The sequence below is a fragment of the Streptomyces sp. NPDC085866 genome (assembly GCF_044541035.1).
GTDB lineage: Bacteria > Actinomycetota > Actinomycetes > Streptomycetales > Streptomycetaceae > Streptomyces.
Map to the genome: position 1 here is coordinate 121,263 of NZ_JBITSQ010000020.1, position 20,597 is coordinate 141,859.

The 20,597-nt window shown below is 71.9% G+C and carries 17 protein-coding genes and 2 pseudogenes; 5 read left to right on the plus strand and 14 right to left on the minus strand.

The features are described 5' to 3' along the window. Positions 1-45: 45 nt before the first annotated feature. From ACIF83_RS38995 to pdhA (ACIF83_RS39005), 3 genes are read right to left on the minus strand one after another with little or no spacing between them, the layout of a single operon-like run. A complete protein-coding gene (locus ACIF83_RS38995; protein ID WP_399734408.1) occupies positions 46-1,473 on the minus strand; it encodes a dihydrolipoamide acetyltransferase family protein in 1,428 nt (475 codons plus the stop codon). Positions 1,474-1,484: 11 nt separating this feature from the next. Beyond that, complete coding sequence (locus ACIF83_RS39000; RefSeq protein WP_145879113.1) at positions 1,485-2,471, minus strand: alpha-ketoacid dehydrogenase subunit beta; 987 nt, start codon at positions 2,469-2,471, stop codon at positions 1,485-1,487. A 2-nt stretch (positions 2,472-2,473) separates the two neighbouring features. Then, entirely contained in the window at positions 2,474-3,685 is a 1,212-nt protein-coding gene (gene pdhA / locus ACIF83_RS39005; protein WP_393475068.1) for a pyruvate dehydrogenase (acetyl-transferring) E1 component subunit alpha, read from the minus strand. A gap of 341 nt (positions 3,686-4,026) precedes the next feature. On the opposite strand from pdhA (ACIF83_RS39005), the pseudogene ACIF83_RS39010 reads away from it, so the two are divergent. Both ACIF83_RS39010 and ACIF83_RS39015 read left to right on the plus strand, forming a co-directional pair. Further along, a pseudogene (locus ACIF83_RS39010) lies at positions 4,027-4,425 on the plus strand (response regulator transcription factor); the annotation flags it as partial. Positions 4,426-4,651: 226 nt separating this feature from the next. Next, complete coding sequence (locus tag ACIF83_RS39015; RefSeq protein WP_393475065.1) at positions 4,652-5,695, plus strand: phosphotransferase; 1,044 nt, start codon at positions 4,652-4,654, stop codon at positions 5,693-5,695. 51 nt (positions 5,696-5,746) lie between these two features. Here the strand turns inward: ACIF83_RS39015 and ACIF83_RS39020 are convergent, their stop codons facing one another. Further along, positions 5,747-7,366, minus strand: a complete 1,620-nt coding sequence (locus ACIF83_RS39020) for a protein kinase (RefSeq protein ID WP_393475062.1) — start codon at positions 7,364-7,366, stop codon at positions 5,747-5,749. A gap of 343 nt (positions 7,367-7,709) precedes the next feature. On the opposite strand from ACIF83_RS39020, the gene ACIF83_RS39025 reads away from it, so the two are divergent. After that, positions 7,710-9,344 (plus strand): protein kinase, encoded by a 1,635-nt coding sequence (locus tag ACIF83_RS39025; protein WP_398138818.1) that lies wholly within the window; start codon positions 7,710-7,712, stop codon positions 9,342-9,344. A 103-nt stretch (positions 9,345-9,447) separates the two neighbouring features. On the opposite strand, the gene ACIF83_RS39030 is transcribed toward ACIF83_RS39025, so the two are convergent. Further along, positions 9,448-9,984 (minus strand): bacterial proteasome activator family protein, encoded by a 537-nt coding sequence (locus ACIF83_RS39030; protein ID WP_393475056.1) that lies wholly within the window; start codon positions 9,982-9,984, stop codon positions 9,448-9,450. A gap of 164 nt (positions 9,985-10,148) precedes the next feature. On the opposite strand from ACIF83_RS39030, the gene ACIF83_RS39035 reads away from it, so the two are divergent. Next, positions 10,149-10,778, plus strand: coding sequence for a hypothetical protein (locus ACIF83_RS39035; protein WP_399734415.1), 630 nt, complete (start codon positions 10,149-10,151; stop codon positions 10,776-10,778). Positions 10,779-10,791: 13 nt separating this feature from the next. On the opposite strand, the gene ACIF83_RS39040 is transcribed toward ACIF83_RS39035, so the two are convergent. From ACIF83_RS39040 to pdhA (ACIF83_RS39070), 7 genes and pseudogenes are all read right to left on the minus strand, one after another. Beyond that, a complete protein-coding gene (locus ACIF83_RS39040) occupies positions 10,792-11,772 on the minus strand; it encodes an NAD(P)H-quinone oxidoreductase (protein ID WP_393475050.1) in 981 nt (326 codons plus the stop codon). Positions 11,773-11,840: 68 nt separating this feature from the next. Then, positions 11,841-12,038: pseudogene (locus ACIF83_RS39045) on the minus strand (Ion channel protein); the annotation flags it as partial. Next, a complete protein-coding gene (locus ACIF83_RS39050; RefSeq protein WP_399734418.1) occupies positions 12,035-13,387 on the minus strand; it encodes a molybdopterin molybdotransferase MoeA in 1,353 nt (450 codons plus the stop codon). The gene ACIF83_RS39050 and the pseudogene ACIF83_RS39045, both read right to left, overlap by 4 nt. Further along, positions 13,384-14,274 (minus strand): NTP transferase domain-containing protein, encoded by an 891-nt coding sequence (locus ACIF83_RS39055; RefSeq protein ID WP_399734421.1) that lies wholly within the window; start codon positions 14,272-14,274, stop codon positions 13,384-13,386. Before ACIF83_RS39055 ends, ACIF83_RS39050 begins: the two co-directional genes overlap by 4 nt. A 46-nt stretch (positions 14,275-14,320) precedes the next feature. Further along, complete coding sequence (locus ACIF83_RS39060; RefSeq protein ID WP_399734424.1) at positions 14,321-15,637, minus strand: dihydrolipoamide acetyltransferase family protein; 1,317 nt, start codon at positions 15,635-15,637, stop codon at positions 14,321-14,323. Then, entirely contained in the window at positions 15,637-16,641 is a 1,005-nt protein-coding gene (locus tag ACIF83_RS39065) for an alpha-ketoacid dehydrogenase subunit beta (RefSeq protein WP_393475036.1), read from the minus strand. Before ACIF83_RS39065 ends, ACIF83_RS39060 begins: the two co-directional genes overlap by 1 nt. Beyond that, a complete protein-coding gene (gene pdhA, locus ACIF83_RS39070; protein WP_393475033.1) occupies positions 16,638-17,783 on the minus strand; it encodes a pyruvate dehydrogenase (acetyl-transferring) E1 component subunit alpha in 1,146 nt (381 codons plus the stop codon). The genes ACIF83_RS39065 and pdhA (ACIF83_RS39070) overlap by 4 nt, the downstream gene beginning before the upstream one ends. 190 nt (positions 17,784-17,973) lie before the next feature. Here pdhA (ACIF83_RS39070) and ACIF83_RS39075 point away from each other — a divergent pair, with 190 nt between their 5' ends. Next, positions 17,974-18,453, plus strand: coding sequence for an Lrp/AsnC family transcriptional regulator (locus ACIF83_RS39075; protein ID WP_398138890.1), 480 nt, complete (start codon positions 17,974-17,976; stop codon positions 18,451-18,453). 2 nt (positions 18,454-18,455) lie between these two features. On the opposite strand, the gene ACIF83_RS39080 is transcribed toward ACIF83_RS39075, so the two are convergent. Continuing rightward, positions 18,456-19,043, minus strand: coding sequence for a TetR/AcrR family transcriptional regulator (locus ACIF83_RS39080; protein ID WP_399734427.1), 588 nt, complete (start codon positions 19,041-19,043; stop codon positions 18,456-18,458). Then, positions 19,040-20,554 (minus strand): 3-hydroxyacyl-CoA dehydrogenase, encoded by a 1,515-nt coding sequence (locus ACIF83_RS39085; RefSeq protein WP_399734430.1) that lies wholly within the window; start codon positions 20,552-20,554, stop codon positions 19,040-19,042. Before ACIF83_RS39085 ends, ACIF83_RS39080 begins: the two co-directional genes overlap by 4 nt. Positions 20,555-20,597 lie beyond the last annotated feature (43 nt).

Below are 20,597 nucleotides of genomic sequence, written 5' to 3' on the forward strand. Positions count from 1 at the left end.
TGCGGCCGCCCCCTTCAGGCCTCACAGGCTACAGGGCCGAGACCCTCAGGCCCAGGTGATCAACCGCTTCGGCTGTTCCAGGATGGCCGCGACGTCGGCCAGGACCTTGGAGCCGAGTTCGCCGTCGACCAGGCGGTGGTCGAAGCTGAGGGCCAGTGTGGTGACCTGGCGCGGCTTGACCTTGCCCTTGTGGACCCACGGCTGGAGCTTGATCGCGCCGACCGCGAGGATCGCGGACTCACCGGGGTTGAGGATGGGTGTGCCGGTGTCGACGCCGAAGACGCCCACGTTGGTGATGGTCACCGTGCCGCCCTGCATCGCCGCCGGGGACGTCTTGCCCTCGCGGGCCGTGGCCACCAGCTCGCCCAGGGACTCGGCCAGCTGCGGGAGCGTCTTGGCGTGGGCGTCCTTGATGTTCGGGACGATCAGACCGCGGGGGGTGGCCGCCGCGATGCCCAGGTTCACGTAGTGCTTGAGCACGATCTCCTGGTTGGGCTCGTCCCAGGACGCGTTGATGTCCGGGTTGCGCTTGATGGCGACCAGCAGGGCCTTGGCGATCAGGAGCAGCGGGTTCACCCGCAGGCCCTGGAACTCCTTGTCCTGCTTGAGCTCCTCGACCAGCTTCATCGTGCGCGTCACGTCCACCGTCACGAACTCCGTGACGTGCGGCGCCGTGAACGCGGAGCCGATCATGGCCTGCGCGGTCGCCCTGCGGACGCCCTTGACCGGGATGCGGGTCTCGCGGGCGCCGTCGAAGGCGACTGCGGGAGCGGTCACGGCAGGAGCCGTCACGGCAGGAGCGGCCACAGCGGGCGCGGTGACCGGGGCTGCCACGGCCGGCTCGGCGGCCTTGGGGGTCGCCGCCGCGTGGACGTCCTCGCGGGTGATCACGCCGTCCGGGCCGGACGGCGTGACCGTGGCGAGGTCGACGCCGAGGTCCTTCGCCAGCTTGCGCACCGGCGGCTTGGCCAGCGGACGGGGCTGGGCGGGGACGGCGGCGCCGTGCCCGTTCAGCTCGGTCTGGATGGCCTGGGCCGCGGCCGGGACCGTGACCTCAGGGCCCTTGCGCGGGCGGCGCTTGGTGGAGGTGGTCGCCACGCCGTAGCCGACCAGGACCGGCTGGCGGCCCTCCGGCTTGGGCTCCTCCGCCTTGGGCTCCTCCGCCTCGGGCTCCGCCTTCGGCTGCTCGGCGGGAGCCTCCGCCGGTGCGCCGCCGGCCAGGTCCACCGCGATGATGGCCGTGCCCACGTCCACCGTGGTGCCCTCGGGGAAGTGCAGCGCGCGGACCACGCCGTCGTAGGGGATGGGGAGTTCGACGGCCGCCTTGGCGGTCTCGACCTCGCACACCACCTGGCCGTCGGTGACCGTGTCACCCGGCTGGACGTACCACTTGAGGATCTCGGCCTCGGTGAGTCCCTCGCCCACGTCGGGCATCTTGAACTCGCGTACGGAAGCTTCCGTCATCGTCGTCACGAACCCTCTCCTCAGTACGCCAGGGCACGGTCGACGGCGTCGAGCACCCGGTCCAGACCCGGCAGGTACTCCTCCTCCAGGCGCGCCGGCGGGTACGGGGCGTGGTAGCCGCCGACCCGGAGCACCGGGGCCTCCAGGTGGTAGAAGCAGCGCTCGGTGATCCGGGCGGCGATCTCCGCACCGGAGCCGAAGAACACCGGGGCCTCGTGCACGACGACCAGGCGGCGGGTCTTCTCGACCGAGGCCTGGATGGAGTCGAAGTCGAGGGGGCTGACCGAGCGCAGGTCCAGCACCTCCAGGGACTTGCCCTCCTCGGCGGCCGCAGCGGCGACCTCCTGGCACAGCTTCACCATCGGCCCGTAGGCGGCCAGGGTCAGGTCCGTGCCCTCTCGGACGACCTGCGCCTTGTGCAGGGGGCCGGGGATCGCCTCGGTGCTGACCTCGCCCTTGTCCCAGTAGCGGCGCTTGGGCTCGAAATAGATCACCGGGTCGTCGCTCTGGATGGCCTGCTGCATCATCCAGTACGCGTCGGACGCGTTGGAGGGGCTGACCACCTTCAGGCCCGCCACGTGCGCGAACAGCGCCTCGGGGGACTCGGAGTGGTGCTCGACCGCGCCGATGCCACCGCCGTAGGGGATGCGGATGACGACCGGCATCTTGACCTTGCCCAGCGCACGGGCGTGCATCTTCGCCAGCTGCGTGACGATCTGGTCGTAGGCCGGGAAGACGAAGCCGTCGAACTGGATCTCCACCACCGGGCGGTAGCCGCGCAGGGCCAGACCGATCGCGGTGCCGACGATGCCCGACTCGGCGAGCGGGGTGTCGATGACGCGGCTCTCGCCGAAGTCCTTCTGCAGGCCGTCGGTGACCCGGAAGACACCGCCCAGCTTGCCGACGTCCTCGCCCATGACGAGGACCTTGGGGTCCGTCTCCAGTGCGCGGCGCAGCGACTCGTTGATCGCCTTGGCCAGCGCCATGGTCTTGGTCTCGGCTGCCATGATCAGACCCCCTCTGCCTCTACGTCCGCGAACGACGCCTGGTAGGCGGCGAACTGGGCTCGCTCCTCGTCGACGAGCGCGTGCCCGTCCGCGTACACGTTCTCGAAGATGGCGAAGTGGTCCGGGTCCGGCATGGAACGGACCGCTTCGCGCACTCGCCTGCCCAACGCCTCGGACTCGGCCTCGAGTTCCGCGAAGAATCCCTCGTCCGCGTGGTTTGAGGCCTCGAGGAACCGGCGAAGACGCAGGATCGGGTCCTTCGCCTCCCAGGACTGCCGCTCCTCGTCACCCCGGTAGCGGGTCGGGTCGTCGGAGGTGGTGTGGGCACCCATGCGGTAGGTGTACGCCTCGACCAGGGTCGGGCCCTCGCCGTTGCGGGCACGCTCCAGCGCCCACTTGGTGACCGCGAGGCAGGCCAGCACGTCGTTGCCGTCCACGCGCACGCCCGGAAAGCCGAAGCCCTGGGCGCGCTGGTAGAGCGGCACGCGGGTCTGCTTCTCGGTGGGCTCGGAGATGGCCCACTGGTTGTTCTGGCAGAAGAAGACCACCGGCGCGTTGTAGACCGCGGAGAAGGTGAACGACTCGGCCACGTCGCCCTGGCTGGAGGCGCCGTCGCCGAAGTAGGCGATGACGGCCGAGTCGGCGCCGTCCTTGGCCACGCCCATCGCGTAGCCGGTGGCGTGCAGCGTCTGGGAGCCGATGACGATCGTGTACAGGTGGAAGTTGTTGCCGTTCGGGTCCCAGCCGCCGTTGTTCACGCCGCGGAACATCCCGAGCAGGTTGGCCGGGTCGACCCCGCGGCACCAGGCGACGCCGTGCTCGCGGTAGGTCGGGAAGACGTAGTCGTCGTCGCGCAGGGCCCGGCCGGAGCCGATCTGGGCGGCCTCCTGGCCGAGCAGCGAGGCCCACAGGCCCAGCTCGCCCTGGCGCTGCAGGGAGGTGGCCTCGGCGTCGAACCGGCGGGTGAGCACCATGTCGCGGTACAGGCCGCGCAGCTCTTCGGGGGTGATCCCGGCGACGTAGGCGTCGTACTCGGCGTTCTCGACCCGCTTGCCCTCGGGCGTCAGGAGCTGCACGAGTTCCGGGTCGGTGCTCTTCTTGGTGGTGCGGGTGGTGCGCTTGGTGCCGGTGGTCCCGGTACTGCTGCCGGTGGTGCCGGCCTTGCCTGCGGCGCTGCGTCGCGGCTTGCGCGCGGCACTGCTGTCCACGGTCACGTGTGCTCCTCCGTCGGTCCGGCCCCCGGGGTTGCCGGTAGGCCAGTGCGGCTCACCTGTTCTCGACCACCGGGCACGGGGTGGGTGCCACTCGGCCGGGAACAGGCGTGACAGGTGCCCCGGCGAGCGCCCTGCAACTTTCACGTTACCCAGTGCTCCACATTTCTGTGAAACCCCTCCTGACCTGCGTTTTTGCTTGGATTTCCAAGTAAATCCGCGGAGGCTGGAAGGCCGCTGGTCACAGCCTTGCAGGAGGCCGGAGCAACGGCACGTTATCCCGGCCACCCCGGACACGGGAAGAGTCAATGTGTGACACCGCCCTCGTGCACGAGGAGTGACAAATCCTGGTATTGCTGCTCGACGACCACGAGGTCGCGTGTCGCGGAGTCCACGAAACACCCTCCGCCGAAGCGGACATCGAGGTGGTCGGCGAGGTAGGCACGGCGGCCGACGCGCCGGTGCGGATTCCGGCCACGCGGCGACGTCGCGGTGCTCGACGTACGGCTCCCGGACGGCGGCGTCAGGCCGTAAGGGACGTGGCCGCCGGCAGATCCCTGCTCGCCCCAGTCGCGACGGCCCGCGTCCTGGAGCGGCTGCGCGACGGCGGTAGTGCGCGCACCGGCGACAGACCAGCTGGGCTCACCTTGCAGGAGCACAAGATCTTCGAACTGATCGACGAAGGGCTCATCAACCGGCAGATCGGCGACCGGCTGCATCGCGCCGAGAAAATGATCAAGAGCTCGGGCGGAAAAGCGCGGAAGCCATTGAGGGACCGGTCAGGTTTTACCGGGCCTTTACCAGAAAAGCGGGCCTTTCATCGGACCTTTCGAGGGCGACCGTCGAACCGAGCGCCGAGCAGGAGGCCAGAGTTCATCACGGTGCACAGCATGACCGAAAGCGACCAGTGGCGACTGCCTGTGACAAGCCCCAGCTCACGGCCACTTTTGGTGCCCTAACATCTGGCGCGTGCCGCGCTCATGTGTACCACCCCCCGTACCCCACGCGCCCCCTCTGGGCGCCCTGCTGCGCCTGTACGCCGCCGGTACCGCCGTCACCTGCGAACCCGTCGACCAGGGCCTGCTCAACCGCGGCTACCGGCTGTGCACCACCCGCGGCCGCTACTTCCTCAAGCACCACTTCGACCCGGACACCGCCGACCCGGCCGCCATCGAACGCCGGCACCGTGCCACCCAGCGCCTGGCCGACCTCGGCGTCCCGGTGGCCCAGCCGCTCGCGCACCGCGAAGGCCGTACGGTCGCCGTCGTCGGCGGCCACGCCTACGCCCTGCACCCCTGGATCGACGGCAGGCACCGCCACGGCGGGCAGCTGACCCGCGGAGAGAGCGCACGCCTCGGGGCACTCCTGGGCGCCGTGCACGCCTGTCTGGAGCGCGTGATGCCCCCCAAGGGGCGCACGCGCCCGGCCACGAGCCCGCATCCCGTGGAGAGCGCCGACCCGGCGGACACCTTCGCCCTCATCGACGACCTGCTGGCCCACGTCCGTCGCCACCGCCCCGCGGACGCCTTCGACGAACTGGCCCGCCACCGCCTCCTGGAACGCCGCGCCCTCCTGGAGCAGCACGCCGACCGGCGCCCCCCGCGCGGTGGCTCGGTGGGCTGGGTGCACGGCGACTTCCACCCCTTCAACCTGCTCTACAAAGGGCACGCCCCGGCCGCCATCGTCGACTGGGACCGGCTCGGCGTGCAGCCCCGCGCCGAAGAGGCCGTACGCGCCGCCGCGATCTTCTTCGTACGGCCCGCGGGGGCGCTGGACCTGCCCAAGGCGCGGGCATACGCGCGCGCGTACCGCCGCGCGGCCGGCGCCACTCCCTCGGAGCTCGCGGCGGCCGTGCACCGGGTGTGGTGGGAGCGCCTGAACGACTTCTGGATGCTGCGCTGGCACTACGAACGCGGCGACACACGCGCGGACTGCCAGTTCCCGGCCGCCTCGGCGCTCGCGGTGTGGTGGACCCGGGAGTACGACGCGGTGTGCGACGCCTTCGTCGAGTGAACTAGCCGCGGTTCCTCAGGGCGTCGGAGGGGTGGACGGCGTCGGTGGCCTTCAAGTGGTTCCGTTGCCGACCGTGGTGCCGTCCGTGGTGCCGGTGTCCGTGCCGCCGACCGTGGTGCCGGTGTCCGTGCCACCGTCCGTGGTGCCGGTGTCCGTGCCACCGTCCGTGGTGCCCGTGTCCGTGCCGCCGTCCGTCGGGGTGGTCGCCGGATCCGTCGGCTCCTGCGAGGTCGGCTCGGCGGTCGGGTCGGAGGTGGCCGTGTCGGACGGGGCCGTCGACGGTGTGTACGACGGCGTCCAGTCCGAGTTGCCGCCCGTGTTCGAGCTGTCGTCCGTGGACGTGTCCGTGGGCTGGTCGGTGTTGTCGTCGGACGGCGTCTTCGAGGGCTTGTCGTCCTTCGTGGTCTGCGAGTGGCTCGGCGTCGGATCGGTGCCCGCGCCCTTGCCGCCTCCCGTGTTTTGCAGCGCGATCGCGACACCGGCCGCGATCGCGATCACCGCGAGGACCGCGAGGATCCACAGCTTGCCGCGGCCGCTGCCCCTGTTGCCGTGCCCCTCGAAGCCGCCGTCGTCGCCGTTGCCGTACCCGCCGGGCAGGATGGGCTGCGGGATCTGCGTGGTGCCGGCACCGAACTCGCCGGGGTGCTGCATCGCGGTCGTCCCCGCGAAGCCGCCCGCCGGGGTGTGCCGGCCCTCGTGCATCGCCACCGGGCCGGTGTTCCAGGTGCCGGTGTGGCCGCCCTGGTCGTACAGCATCTGCAGGCCGTACTGGACCATGCCGCGCATCTCTTCGGCCGTCTGGAACCGGTCGTCGGGCTCCTTGGCGAGCGAGCGCATCACCAGGCCGTCCAGCTCCGGCGGGCAGGCGTCGGCGAACTGGGACGGCGGGGTCGGGATGTCCTGTACGTGCTGGTAGACCACCGACAGCGGAGTCTCACCGGTGAACGGGGGCCTGAGCGCGAGGAGTTCGTACAGCAGGCAGCCGGTCGCGTAGAGGTCGGAGCGGTGGTCGACGGCCTTGCCGAGCGCCTGTTCGGGCGACAGGTACTGCGGGGTGCCCATGACCATGCCGGTCTGCGTCATCGTTGTCGAAGCGCCGTGCAGGGCGCGGGCGATGCCGAAGTCCATCACCTTGACGGCACCGTTGTGGGTGATGATGACGTTGGCCGGCTTGATGTCGCGGTGCACGATGCCGTGCTGGTGCGAGTAGGCGAGCGCCTCCAGCACGCCGGAGACGATGATCAGGGCCTGCTCGGGGCCCGGCGCCTCGGCGTTCAGCAGCAGGTCGCGGATGGTGCGGCCCTCGACCAGCTCCATCACGATGTACGGCACGGACTGGCCGCCCACGTAGTCCTCGCCGGAGTCGTACACGGCGACGATCGCGTGGTGGTTGAGACCGGCCACCGACTGGGCCTCGCGCGTGAAGCGGGCCTTGGACGTCGGGTCCTCGGCCAGGTCGGCACGGAGCAGCTTGACCGCGACCGTGCGGCCCAGACGGACGTCCTCGGCGGCGAACACCTCGGCCATGCCGCCCCGGCCCAGCCGGTGGGTCAGCCGGTACCGGCCGTCGCCGACGAGCCCGCCGTTGCCCCACATCTCCGGCGTGTCTGACATGCCGCCGCCAGTCGCCTCGGGGTCGGACGGGCCCTGGGCGCTGTGCGTCTGTGCCATCGGTCCTCGCCGTCGTTTCTGCCCGCGGTGCGCGCGGTGTTGTTACGGTCTCCGTCGGCCACGCTACAGCCTTCGTGGGGGCCGCCGGTCCGGATCCGGTGCCGGGACCGGCCCGAGACTGACCGGTCATGAAACCTCTAGCACGCGCTCTCGTGCAAATTCTGTGTACTGGTCGTACGGCCGCTGTAACGCTTCCGCGACGCTTCTTTCGCGTACGGTCACGGAACGGGCACCGAGCTTGACGTGTCAGTGCCCTGGGGCAGACTTGGCCGGGAATGACACATTCGATCAAGGCTTGTTCGCTCAATGACGGCGCCGGACGGCCAATGGGGGACGCGGAGAAATGAGCCAGGACGGCGCACAGGGCCGCTACGCGGGAAGGTCGCTGGCCGGCGGTCGCTACCAGCTGCGTGACTTGCTCGGTGAAGGCGGCATGGCCTCGGTTCACCTGGCGTACGACGCCGTGCTGGACCGCCAGGTCGCGATCAAGACGCTCCACACCGAGCTGGGCCGGGAGCAGGCCTTCCGCGAGCGCTTTCGCCGCGAGGCCCAGGCAGTGGCCAAGCTCACGCACACCAACATCGTCTCGGTCTTCGACACCGGCGAGGACGATCTGGACGGCGCGACGATGCCGTACATCGTCATGGAGTACGTCGAGGGCCGCCCGCTCGGCTCGGTGCTCGACGCGGACGTCCGGCAGTACGGCGCGATGCCCGCCGACAAGGCTCTGAAGGTCACCGCGGACGTGCTGGCAGCGCTGGAGATCAGCCACGAGATGGGGCTGGTCCACCGCGACATCAAGCCGGGCAACGTGATGATGACCAAGCGCGGCGTCGTCAAGGTCATGGACTTCGGTATCGCCCGCGCCATGCAGTCCGGTGTCACCTCGATGACCCAGACCGGCATGGTCGTCGGCACCCCGCAGTACCTCTCCCCGGAGCAGGCCCTGGGCCGCGGCGTCGACGCCCGCTCCGATCTGTACTCGGTCGGCATCATGCTGTTCCAGCTGGTCACCGGGCGGCTGCCGTTCGACGCGGACTCCCCGCTGGCGATCGCGTACGCGCACGTCCAGGAGGAGCCGGTCGCCGCCTCCTCGATCAACCGTTCCCTTCCGCCCGCGCTGGACGCGCTGATCGCCCGCGCGCTGAAGAAGAACCCGAACGAGCGCTTCCCGACCGCCGAGTCCATGCGCGACGAGTGCCTGCGCGTCGCCGCCTCCCTCCAGGCCGCGGCACCGAGCATCGTGCCGGGCTCCGGCCCGACGCAGAGCGGCGCGGGTGTCGGTTCCGCGGTGTTCCCGCCGGTCGACCAGGCCACCCCGGCGCCCACCGGCCCGGTCCAGACGCCGTACCAGCCGACCCCGGCTCCGGGCCCGTACGGCACCCCGACGCCGACCCCGGCCCCCGCACCGGCCTACGGCTACCCGCAGCAGGCCGGCTACCAGACCCCGCCGGCGGGGTACGGACAGCAGGCCCCCGCGACCCCGCCGCCGTACAACCTCACGCCCCAGACCGCGGTGCAGTCCTCCGGCGGAGGCGGCGGCAAGAGCAACAAGCCGGTGATCATCGGCTCGATCGTGGTGTCCCTCGTCGCGGTCGTCGGCCTGATCGTCGCGCTGACGCTGAACAACGGCGGTGACGACAATCAGGGCGGCGGCGACGCCAGCCCCTCCGCGTCGGCCCATGCGGAGGGCTACCGAGGTCCGGACGCGTCGAAGACGGTCGAGAAGACCGAGTGCACGGAGCCGCAGGAGTCGTACAACGACCCGAAGAAGATCACGCTCCCGGACTTCCGGTTCAAGTACATCAAGTCGGTCAAGGACTGCGCGGCCGCCGCGGGCTGGCGCATCACGACCAAGAACGTCGACGAGAACACGTACGGCGAGGGCGCGGTCATCGACCAGTTCCCCAAGCAGGGCACGGACGTCGACCCCAAGAACGTCGAGATCCAGCTCAACGTGTCGACCGGCAACCCCTAGCGGCCACCGGCCGCACCACGGCCGGGACGGCCGCAGAACGGCAGACATGAGGAAGGGCCCGGCGGACTGCCGCCGGGCCCTTCGTGCTGAGGTCAGCCTGGGGTTACAGGTACGGTCCGCCCGAGCGGCCGCCCGTGTGGTGGTCCTCGCCGTCGTGGCCCATGCCCGGCGGCAACGCCCGGCGCATCTGCTCGAGCTGGGCCCGCGCGGCCATCTGCTGGGCGAACAGCGTCGTCTGGATCCCGTGGAACAGGCCCTCCAGCCAGCCCACCAACTGGGCCTGTGCGATGCGCAGTTCCGCATCGCTGGGGGTTCCGTCGTCGGTGAACGGCAGGGAGAGCCGCTCCAGCTCCTCGACCAGCTCCGGCGCCAGCCCGTCCTCCAGCTCCTTCACCGAGCTGCGGTGGATCTCCTTGAGCCGGGCACGGCTCGCCTCGTCCAGGGGAGCCACGCGCACCTCCTCCAGGAGCTGCTTGATCATGCTGCCGATCCGCATGACCTTGGCCGGCTGCTCGACCTGCTCCGTCACCGGGGTCTCGCGGGAGTCCTCGTCTCCGCCGCCGCCAATCGCCATGCCGTCCTGGCCCACGACCAGGATCTGGGGATTCTCCGGCGACCGTTCGTTCCTCGGCATCTCCATGCCGCCATTCTCTCGCACGCCTACACCTCATCACCGTGGTGCCCCCTCATGGGGCTGATCCACCGTTTAGACCTGTCGGCCCAATCCGGAATGCCCTGTCTGCCATGAAATGTGAGGCTGGCTTTCGTCGATGTTCGACGATTTGGCTCTGGGAGGTCACCGACGTGACTCCATGGCTGCGACTGACGCTCCGCCTTCTGCGGCTGCTGCTCGTCCTCGCGGCGGCCGTACCCGTGTGCGGCACGGCCACCGCCTACGGCGCGGAGGCCGCCCCACCGGACTCCCCCGTGCCCTCGGCGTCCCCGTCCCCCGCCCTGCGGGCCTCGGCGTCACCGGCGGCACGGCTCTCCGACTCCGACTCCGATTCCGACTCAGATTCCGACTCCGACTCCGCCTCGCCCTCCGCTCCCGCCGAGCCGTCCCGGGCCGGGAGCCGTGCCGGTGAGGGCCGGCTGCGGCCGGGCCGGCCGGACGGACCGGCCGCCGAGGAGGAGGGGGACGACGACACCGGCACGGTCACCGGGCCCCCCGACACCGATCCGGAGGACGGCTACCCGGAGGAGGCGGAGACCGCGGTCACCCCGGACCAGGCGCCGACGGCCTCCGAGTCGCCTGCGGAGGCCGGACTGAACCCCGCCCGGCCCCCGCAGCGGCCCGCGGGCCAGAAAGCCGTTCACCAGGGCCGGGCCTCCGCCGAACCGACCCTGCAGATCCTGCCGCTGGGTACCGGTCTGGTCCTCATCGGCCTGGGCCTGGGCCTGGCGTTCCTGGGCCTGCGGGTACGGCGCGGCTGATCCGGCCGGCCGGCTACGGCGCCACCAGCAGCACCTTTCCGACGTGCCCGCTCGCCTCCACCACCCGGTGTGCCTCGGCCGCCTCCGGCATCGGCAGCTCGCGGTCGACGACCGGGCGGACCTGACCCGCGGCGAGCAGGGGCCACACATGCTCGCGTACGGCGGCCACGATGGCGGCCTTCTCGCTCAGCGGCCGGGCCCGCAGCGAGGTCGCGCTGATGGCGGCCCGCTTGTTCAGCAGGGCGGCGATGTTCAGCTCACCCTTGATCCCGCCCTGCATGCCGATGATCGCGAGCCGCCCGTTGACGGCGAGAGCCTGGACGTTGCGGTCCAGGTACTTCGCGCCCATGTTGTCGAGGATGACATCGGCGCCCGCACCGTCCGTGGCCCGCCCGATCTCGGCGACGAAGTCCTGCTCGCGGTAGTTGATCAGCACGTCCGCGCCCAGCTCGGCGCACTGCTCCAGCTTCTCCTTCGTCCCGGCGGTCACCGCGACCTTGGCGCCGACGGCCTTGGCCAGCTGGATCGCCATCGTGCCGATACCGCTGGATCCGCCGTGCACCAGCAAGGTCTCACCCGGGCGCAGATGGGCGATCATGAAGACGTTGGACCAGACGGTGCAGACCACCTCGGGGAGCGCGGCCGCCCGATTCAGGTCAACGCCGCGGGGCACGGGCAGCAGCTGCCCGGCCGGAACGACGACCTTCTCGGCGTAGCCGCCGCCCGAGAGCAGTGCGCACACCTCGTCGCCGACGGCCCAGCCGGATACCCCGGGGCCGAGCGCGGCGATCCTGCCGGAGCACTCCAGGCCGGGGTACGGGGACGCCCCGGGCGGCGGGTTGTAGAAGCCCTGCCGCTGCAGGATGTCGGCACGGTTGACGGCGCTGGCCACCACCTCGACCAGCACCTCCCCCGCGCCGGGCACCGGATCGGGCACCTCGTCCCACACCAGCGCCTCGGGACCACCAGGTTCGGGAATCGTGATCGCATGCATGAGCGCGACGCTACTCCCCGCCGGTGTCCTCTCCGGGGCAGGCCCGCTCAGTCGCGGGGCAGAGGGCGGGCGTTGTCGTTGTAGCCGTCACGGTCGTCGGCGTAGACGATCAGCGCGGTGGCGACCAGCACCGCGAGGGCCATGAGCAGCCGTTTGGCGACCTGGCGGATCGGGCGCTCCACCACTTTTCTCGGGAGTTTCACCCGATGGGTCACCAGATGCTCGTCCGCTTGGCGGGCGATGGCGTCATGGCCCGGAAGTTTCACGTGAAACACACCCCGATTCCGGCCGCCGCCCACGGCAGGTCCAGCAGCTCGGTCTCCTCGCCCTGCCGGGCTCCGCCCGGCGGTACGACGGCCAGCGCGTCGGCGGCGGCGATCCCGCGCAGCATGGCCGGGCCGTTGTAGTGCAGCGGTACGGCACGGTCGCCGCGCAGCACCACGGGGACGAGCCGGGTGTCGTGCGGATGTCCCTGCACCGCCTCGCTGAGCGGCAGCGTGTACGGCTCCGGCGCGGGGTGGGCGCCGAGAGTGCGCAGCAGGGGCTCGGCGAGCGTGAGCAGGCCGGAGACGGCCGCGAGGGGGTTGCCGGGCAGGCCGACCAGGTGCTGGTTCTCCTTGGTGCGGGCCAGCAGCATGGGGTGGCCGGGGCGCACCTTGACGCCGTCGACGAGGAGTTCGGCGCCGATGCGTTCCAGGCTGGGGTGGACATGGTCGACGGGTCCCGCCGCGGTGCCCCCGGTGGTGATGATCAGGTCGGCGCCGGAGGCGGTGAGCGCCTTGCGCAGGGCCTTGGCGTCATCGCCCAGTCGGCGTACGGCGATCACCTCGGCGCCCATCGCGCGCAGCCAGGGCGGCAGCATGGGGCCGAGCGCGTCCCGGATCATCCCGTCGCGCGGGAGTCCTTCGGTGAGCAACTCGTCGCCGAGGACGAAGACTTCGACACGAGGGCGGGGGACGGCGGTGACGGTGTCGTACCCGGCGGCCGCCGCGAGGCCCAGCACAGCCGGGGTGACGAGGGTGCCGACGGGGAGCAACTGGTCGCCGTTGCGGCACTCCTGGCCGCGCGGGCGGATGTCCTGGCCGTGGCTGACCTCCCGGGTGGCGTGGAGGCGGCCCTGGGCGTCGGTGCGGCCGTGTTCGGTGCGCAGGACGGCGGTGGTGTCGGCCGGGATACGGGCGCCGGTCGCGATGCGGACCGCCTCGCCGTCGGTCAGCGGCTCGGGCTGTGCGTGTCCGGCGAGCACGCCTTTGTCCCGGATCTCCCAGGGGCCGGGTCCGGCGACCGCCCAGCCGTCCATCGCCGAGGTGTCGAACGAGGGCAGGTCGGTGAGTGCGTCGAGGGGGACGGCGAGGACCAGGCCGAGGGCGTCGGCGAGGGAGACGGAGACGGGGGTGCGGCGGCCGCCCGAGCGGGCGGCGCGGGCGGCGATCTCGCGGGCGCGGGGCCAGGGGGTGGCCTTGTGCCGCTCGTGCCGCTGCCGGCCCCCGCTGGAAGAGGGTGCGGGTCCGCTGCTGTCGTCCTTGGATTCCCTCACGAGGGCCAGGGCCTCCTCGACGTCGAGGTCGTCGCGGTCCTCGGCGGACGCCTCTGCCCGGATGCCGGGGGCTGTCATCCGGCGTCCGGGGCGGACGCGCCCCCGCTGTTCTCTTCCTCCCAGCGCAGCGCCAGGGCGACGGCCTTGCGGGCGGCCTCGGCGACGGCTTCGGGGCCGCCACCGCCCTGGGCGGCCGCGTAGCCCACGAGGAAGGTGGTCAGGGGCGCGGCGGGCCGGGCCACACCGTGGGCGGCGTCACGGGCCAGGTCGAGCAGGGCGCCGGTGTCGACGTCCAGGTCGATGCCCAGCTCGTCCTTGACTGCGGAGATCCATTCATCCAACACGTGCCCATGCTCCCTGATGCGTGCCCTGGCGTCGGCGATGTCGTCCCAGGTGTCGCAGTCGAAGGACGCGAGCGGGTCCGGGACGCGGGTGAGGTCGAGGGCGCCGGTCAGCCGGCGCAGGGGCAGGCCGGTCAGGCCGTCGTGTCCGGCCGCGAGGGCGGACAGTTCGCGGCGCAGGGCGGCGGTGCGGTAGGCGGCCACGAGCGGCTGGTCGCGGCCGTCGGCGTCGGTGAGCAGCGCGCCGTCGGCGCCCGTGTCCCGCAGGGCGGTCAACAGCCGCTCCAGCGTGGCCGCTTCGAGGAAGGGCAGGTCGGCGGAGAGGACGACGGCGTGCTCGGCGGTGCTGAGCCGCAGGCCGGCCTCCAGTGCGGCGACCGGTCCGGCGCCGGCCGGTTCCTCGCGCGCCCAGCGCACCGGGCGGGCGGTGGGCCGGGGGGCGGCGACGACCACGGTCGTGGCCGCACCGGCGCAGGCCGCGAGCACCCGGTCGAGCAGGGCACGCCCGCCGACCCGCAGTCCGGGCTTGTCGGCCCCGCCGAGCCGCCGGGCGGCGCCGCCGGCCAGCACGACGGCGTCGTACGGCGGGGCGGTCCCGGGGGCGGCGGGAGCGTTGTCGGTCACCCCCCGAGTATGTCCTGCCTCCTGCTCCTTCAGGCCTTCGCGTGCGTCACAGCGTGCGCAGCAGCACCGCCGGGTGTTCTACGCAGTCCGCCACGTACCGCAGGAAGCCGCCTGCCGTGCCGCCGTCGCACACCCGGTGGTCGAAGGTGAGCGAGAGCTGGACGACCTGGCGCACGGCCAGCTCGCCCTCGTGCACCCAGGGCTTGGGGATGATGCGGCCGACGCCGAGCATGGCGGCCTCGGGGTGGTTGATGATCGGGGTGGAGCCGTCGACGCCGAAGACCCCGTAGTTGTTCAACGTGAAGGTCCCGCCGGTGAGTTCCCCGGGGGTCAGTCTCCCGGCCCGGGCGGACTCGGTGAGCCGGGCGAACTCCGCGGTCAGCGACTCGGCGTCGCGTGCGTGGGCGTCCCGGACGACCGGCACGACCAGCCCGCGCTCGGTCTGCGCGGCGAACCCGAGGTGCACGTGGTCGAGCTGGACGACCTCGCGGGCGCCGGTGTCGACGTAGGAGTTCAGCTCGGGGAAGCGGGCGAGAGCGGCGGTCGTGATGCGGGCGAGCAGGGCGAGGAGGGAGATCTTCGGTCCTCCGGCCGCGTTCATCGCGGTCCGCGCGCGCATGAGTTCCGTCGCGTCGGCGTCGACCCAGCAGGTCGCGTCGGGAATCTCCCGGCGGCTGCGGGACAGCTTGTCGGCTACTGCACCGCGGACGCCCTTGAGGGGGGTGCGGATGCCGTTGCGGACGGGGGACATGGAGGCGGCCGGTTCCACCTCCGCGGGGGCGGGGGCGGGGTTGGCCTTAGCCCGCAGGGCGCCCTCGACGTCGGCCCGCAGGATCAGCCCGTCGGGACCCGAACCGGACAGCTGCCGCAGGTCGATGTCGTTGTCCCGGGCGAGCCGGCGCACCAGCGGGGAGATCACGGGGACGGGGCCCTCGGCGAGCACGGGTGCCGCCGCGAGTACGGGGGCGGGCGGTGCCGGAGCCGGCTCCTTCGCCGTCCCGTTGGCAGGGGACGTCGACCGCACCCGCCGGCGCCGCGCCGGCGCCTCGGAGGTGCCGTAGCCGACCAGGACGTTGCCCGATCCCTCGGTGTCCCCGCCGGTGACATGAGAAGCCTGGGGGCCGACCGCCACCGTCAGCAGGGGGGCGCCGACGGGCAGTTCCGTGCCCTCCTCGCCGAAGCGGGCGGTGACCACGCCGCCGTAGGGGCAGGGGACCTCGACCATCGCCTTGGCCGTCTCGACCTCCACGACGGGCTGGTCGACGGCGACGACGTCACCGACCTGCACCAGCCAGCGGACGATCTCCGCCTCGGTGAGTCCCTCGCCGAGGTCGGGGAGCTTGAACTCCAGCACCTGTGCCATCAGCCCTCGGCCTCCCACTGCAGGCGCGCCACGGCGTCCAGGATGCGGTCGACGCCGGGCAGGTGGTGCCGCTCCAGCATCGGCGGCGGGTAGGGGATGTCGAAACCGGCCACGCGCAGCACCGGCGCCTCCAGGTGGTGGAAGCAGCGCTCGGTGATGCGGGCGGCGATCTCGCCGCCCGGGCCGCCGAACCCGGTCGACTCGTGCACGACCACCGCACGCCCGGTGCGGCGGACGGCGGCGCAGACGGTCTCGTCGTCGAACGGCACCAGGGAGCGCAGGTCGACCACTTCCAGGTCCCAGCCCTCCGCACGGGCGGCCTCTGCGGCCTCCAGGCAGACCGGCAGGGACGGGCCGTAGGTGATGAGCGTGGCGCTGCTGCCCGGGCGGCGCACCACCGCGCGCCCGATGGGCTCGACGTCCGTGGGGTGCTCGGGGTTCCAGGAGTCCTTCGACCAGTACAGCCGCTTGGGCTCCAGGAAGACGACGGGGTCGTCGGAGGCGATGGCCTGGCGCAGCAGCCCGTAGGCGTCGGCGACGGTCGCGGGCGTGACGACGTGCAGGCCCGGGGTGGCCATGTAGTAGGCCTCGGAGGAGTCGCTGTGGTGCTCGACGCCGCCGATGCCGCCGCCGTAGGGGACGCGGACGGTGATCGGCAGGGGCATCCTGCCGCGGGTGCGGTTGCGCATCCGGGAGACATGGCTGATCAGCTGCTCGAACGCCGGGTAGGCGAAGGCGTCGAACTGCATCTCCACGACCGGGCGCAGCCCGTACATGGCCATGCCGACGGCGGTGCCGAGGATGCCCGCCTCGGCGAGCGGGGTGTCGGTGCAGCGGTCCTCGCCGAACTCCTTGGCGAGCCCGTCGGTGACCCGGAAGACACCGCCGAGGGTGCCGACGTCCTCGCCCATGACGTGCACGGTGGGGTCGGCGGCCATCGCGTCGCGCATCGCGCGCGTGAGGGCCTGCGCCATGGTGGCGGGCTTGACGGCGACGGTGGTCATCGGTGGTCGCCTTCCTGGTCGTCCTGCTCCGCCTCCAGCTCGGCGCGCAACAGGGCGCGCTGCTCGCGCAGTTGCGCGGTGGTCTCGGCGTAGACGTGGTCGAAGAGGTCCATGGGGTTGAGTTCGGGGTCCTGGTTCATGCGTTCCCGCAGGTCCGCTGCCATCTCCTCGGCGTCCTGCCGGGCGGCCTCGCGGCCTGCGTCGTCGAGCAGGCCGCGCGCGGTCAGCTCGTGTTCCAGCAACTGGATCGGGTCGTGCGCGCGCCAGGCCTCGACCTCGGCGTCGCCGCGGTAGCGGGTGGCGTCGTCGGCGTTGGTGTGGGCCTCGATGCGGTACGTCACCGCTTCCACCAGGGTCGGGCCGCCGCCCGCGCGGGCGTGCCGTACGGCGTCGCTGAGGACCTCGTGCACGGCGGCCGCGTCGTTGCCGTCGACCAGCCGGCCCGGCATGCCGTAGCCGACGGCCTTGTGGGCCAGGGAGGGCGCGGCGGTCTGCTTGGCGAGCGGGACGGAGATGGCGAAGCCGTTGTTCTGCACCAGGAAGACCACCGGTGCCTGCCAGACGGCGGCGAAGTTCAGCGCCTCGTGGAAGTCGCCCTCGCTGGTGCCGCCGTCGCCGACCATGGCGAGCGCGACCACGTCGTCGCCCTTGATGCGGGCGGCGTGGGCGAGGCCGACGGCGTGCGGGAGCTGGGTGGCCAGCGGGGTGCTGAGCGGCGCCACACGGTGCGCGTACGGGTCGTAGCCGGTGTGCCAGTCGCCGCGCAGGAGGGTGAGGGCCTCCACGGGGTCCACGCCGCGGGCGATGGCGGCGAGGGTGTCGCGGTAGCTGGGGAACAGCCAGTCGCGCTCCTCGAGAGCCAGGGCGGCGGCGACCTCGCAGGCCTCCTGGCCGGTGCTGGACGGATAGACGGCGAGGCGGCCCTGCTTGGTGAGCGCGGTGGCCTGGGCGTTGTACCGGCGGCCGCGCACCAGCTGTGCGTACAGCCGGCGCAGCAGGTCCGGGTCGGACTTGGCGGCCGCCTCGGTGCCGAGGACGCGGTAGGGCTCGGCGTCGGGCAGCAGCGGCGCGGGGTCCATACGGGGCTGCCAGGCGGGCGGCGGCGAAGGCCGGTACGCGCCCCGCTGCTCCATGACCGTCATGACGGCACCTCCTCGTGGGAGCGGCTACGGGAGGCGTGTCGGCTGTGACCCGCCTCACCTACCGATTGTTCGGTCGTCGGCACATTTTGGCTACAGGCCCCGTCAGGCTGTGGACAAACGGTTCTCCACAACCTGCAATGAATGCAGGACGTCCACGGCGATGAAGCGGGGGGACATGTCAGCTGAACAAATGGTCGATGGACCGCAGGACGGCATCCTGCCGCCACCCCGTCCGCTGGACGCCATAGACCAGGACATCCTGAAGATCCTGCAGTCGGACGGCCGCGCCTCGATACGGTCCGTCGCCGAGCGTGTACACGTCTCCCGCGCCAACGCCTACGCGCGCATCAACCGTCTCGTCGAGGACGGCGTGATCAGGGGGTTCAGCGCCCGCGTCGACCACGAGCGGGCAGGGCACGGCACATCGGCGTACGTCACGCTGAAGATCGTCCAGAACACCTGGCGCACGGTCCGCGAGCAGCTCAGGCAGCTGCCCGGCGCCTCCCACATCGCTCTGGTGGGCGGAGACTTCGACGTCCTGCTCCTGGTGCACGCACCCGACAACAGGGCGCTGCGCGATCTGGTGCTCACCCGGCTCCAGGCGATCCCCGAGGTGCTCAGCACCCGCACCCTGCTGGTGTTCGAGGAGGAGGACCTGGAGCCGACCTGAGCTCAGTTCTGCCGCAGGCCCGAGAAGGCCAGCAGGACCACCGCGTCGGCCACCTCGCGGCCGCTGGCGCCACGGGTGTCGGGCCGGTACCACTCCACGACGGAGTTGATCATTCCGAAGACCAGCCGGGTGGCCAGCCGCACCTCCACGTCGCCGCGTACGTCACCGTCGTCGGCGGCGGCCTTCAGCAGCTCGGCGACCCGGTGGTCGAAGTCGCGGCGCCGCTCCAGCGCCCAGCGCTCGGTCTCGGTGTTCCCGCGCACGCGCAGCAGCAGCGTGACGTAGGGCAGCTCGGATATCAGCACCTCGACCGTGCGCCGCACGACGTGCTCCAGACGCTCCACGGGGCGCCCCACGCGCGCGTCCTCCTCCTCGAGGATCCCGAACAGGCCCTCCAAAGCCCGGCTGACGGCCCGGCGCAGCAGCTCCTCCTTGCCACTGACGTGGTGGTAGATGGACGACTTGGAGATGCCGGCCGCCTTGGACAGGTGCTCCATGGAGGTGCCGTCGTAGCCGCGCTCGTTGAAGACCTGGACGGCGACGGAGAGCAGCGTCTCGGGGGTGTACGTGTCGCGCTTGGCGGTCGTCATGAGGTGCCCTCCCGCTTGTCGGTGGCGTACGCGTGCCGGTAGAGCGCGAGGGACGGCGCGTAACGGCCGGAGGGGTCGCGCAGGTGCAGGTCGTCCAGCAGGTCGTAGGCCCAGCCCCGGCCGAGCCGGCGGCTCCACTCGAAGGGGCCGAGCGGGTAGTTGACGCCGAGGCGCATCGCGGTGTCGATGTCCTCCTCGGTGGCGACGCCCTTGGCGACGGCGTCGTGCGCGAGGTCCACGATCCGGGCGACGGTGCGGGCGACGATCATGCCGGGGATGTCGCCGATCACGCTCACCTCCTTGCCGAGCGCCTGGAAGAGGCCGATCGCCTCGGCGAGGGTCTGCGGCGCGGTGTCCTGGGAGGAGGACAGGGCGATACGGGTGGCCCTGCGGTAGTCGAGGGCGAGATCGAAGTAGACGACGTCGCGGAACTCCACGGAGGTCTGGCCGTCGGCGAGGGCCAGCTGGCCGCCGCTCGGCAGCACCAGGCGGGTGCCGTTGTCCTCGTCCTCCTCGCGGACCTCGATGCCCGCCTCACGGACCAGCGTGAGCAGTTCGGCCGCCGGGCCCAGGCCGCCCTCGGCGACGACGTACGCGGGCGGCCGCTCCTTCTCTGCCGTGTGCGGCTCGGGACGCTCGGCGTCCTCGGCGTAGTCGTACCAGCCGTGCCCGCTCTTGCGGCCGAGCCGCCCGGACTCGACCAGCCGGCGCTGGGCCAGCGAGGGCGTGAAGCGGACGTCCTGGAAGAAGGACTGCCACACCGAGTGGGTGACCGACTCGTTGACGTCCTGCCCGATCAGGTCGGTCAGCTCGAACGCGCCCATCCGGAAGCCGCCCGACTCGCGCAGGACCGCGTCGATGGTGGCCGGGTCGGCGGCCTGGGCCTCATGGACGGCGAAGGCCTCGGCGTAGAAGGGCCGGGCGATCCGGTTGACGATGAAGCCGGGGGTGTCAGCGCAGGCCACCGGGGTCTTGCCCCAGGCGCGTGCGGTCTCGTACGCGCGCGTGGCCGACGTGACGTCGGTGGCGAACCCGGAGACCACCTCGACCAGCGGCAGCAGCGGGGCCGGGTTGAAGAAGTGCAGGCCCACGAAGCGGCCGGGGTTGACGAGCGCGCCGCCGATGGCCGTCACCGACAGGGACGAGGTGTTGGTGGCGAGCAGGCAGTCGTCGGAGACGACCTCCTCCAGCTCGCGCAGGAGCTTCTGCTTGACGTCCAGCCGCTCCAGGACGGCCTCGACGACCAGCGTGCAGTCGGACAGCTCGGCAAGGCTGTCCGCGGGCGTGAGCCGGGCGCGGGCCGCGTCCCGGTCGGCGGCGGTGAGCCGGTCCTTCGCCACGAGCCGGTCGAGCCGGGCGCCGATCGCTTCGGCCGCCTCCTGGGCCCGCCCGGGCACGGCGTCGTAGAGCCGCACCGGGTGGCCGGCGGCCAGCGCGACCTGGGCGATGCCCTGGCCCATGGTGCCGGTGCCGACGACGGCCACGGGGCTGCTGAGGTCGAGTGCTGTCATGTGCGCGATCCTCCCGCACGACGTTGTCCACAGATGCGGCAGG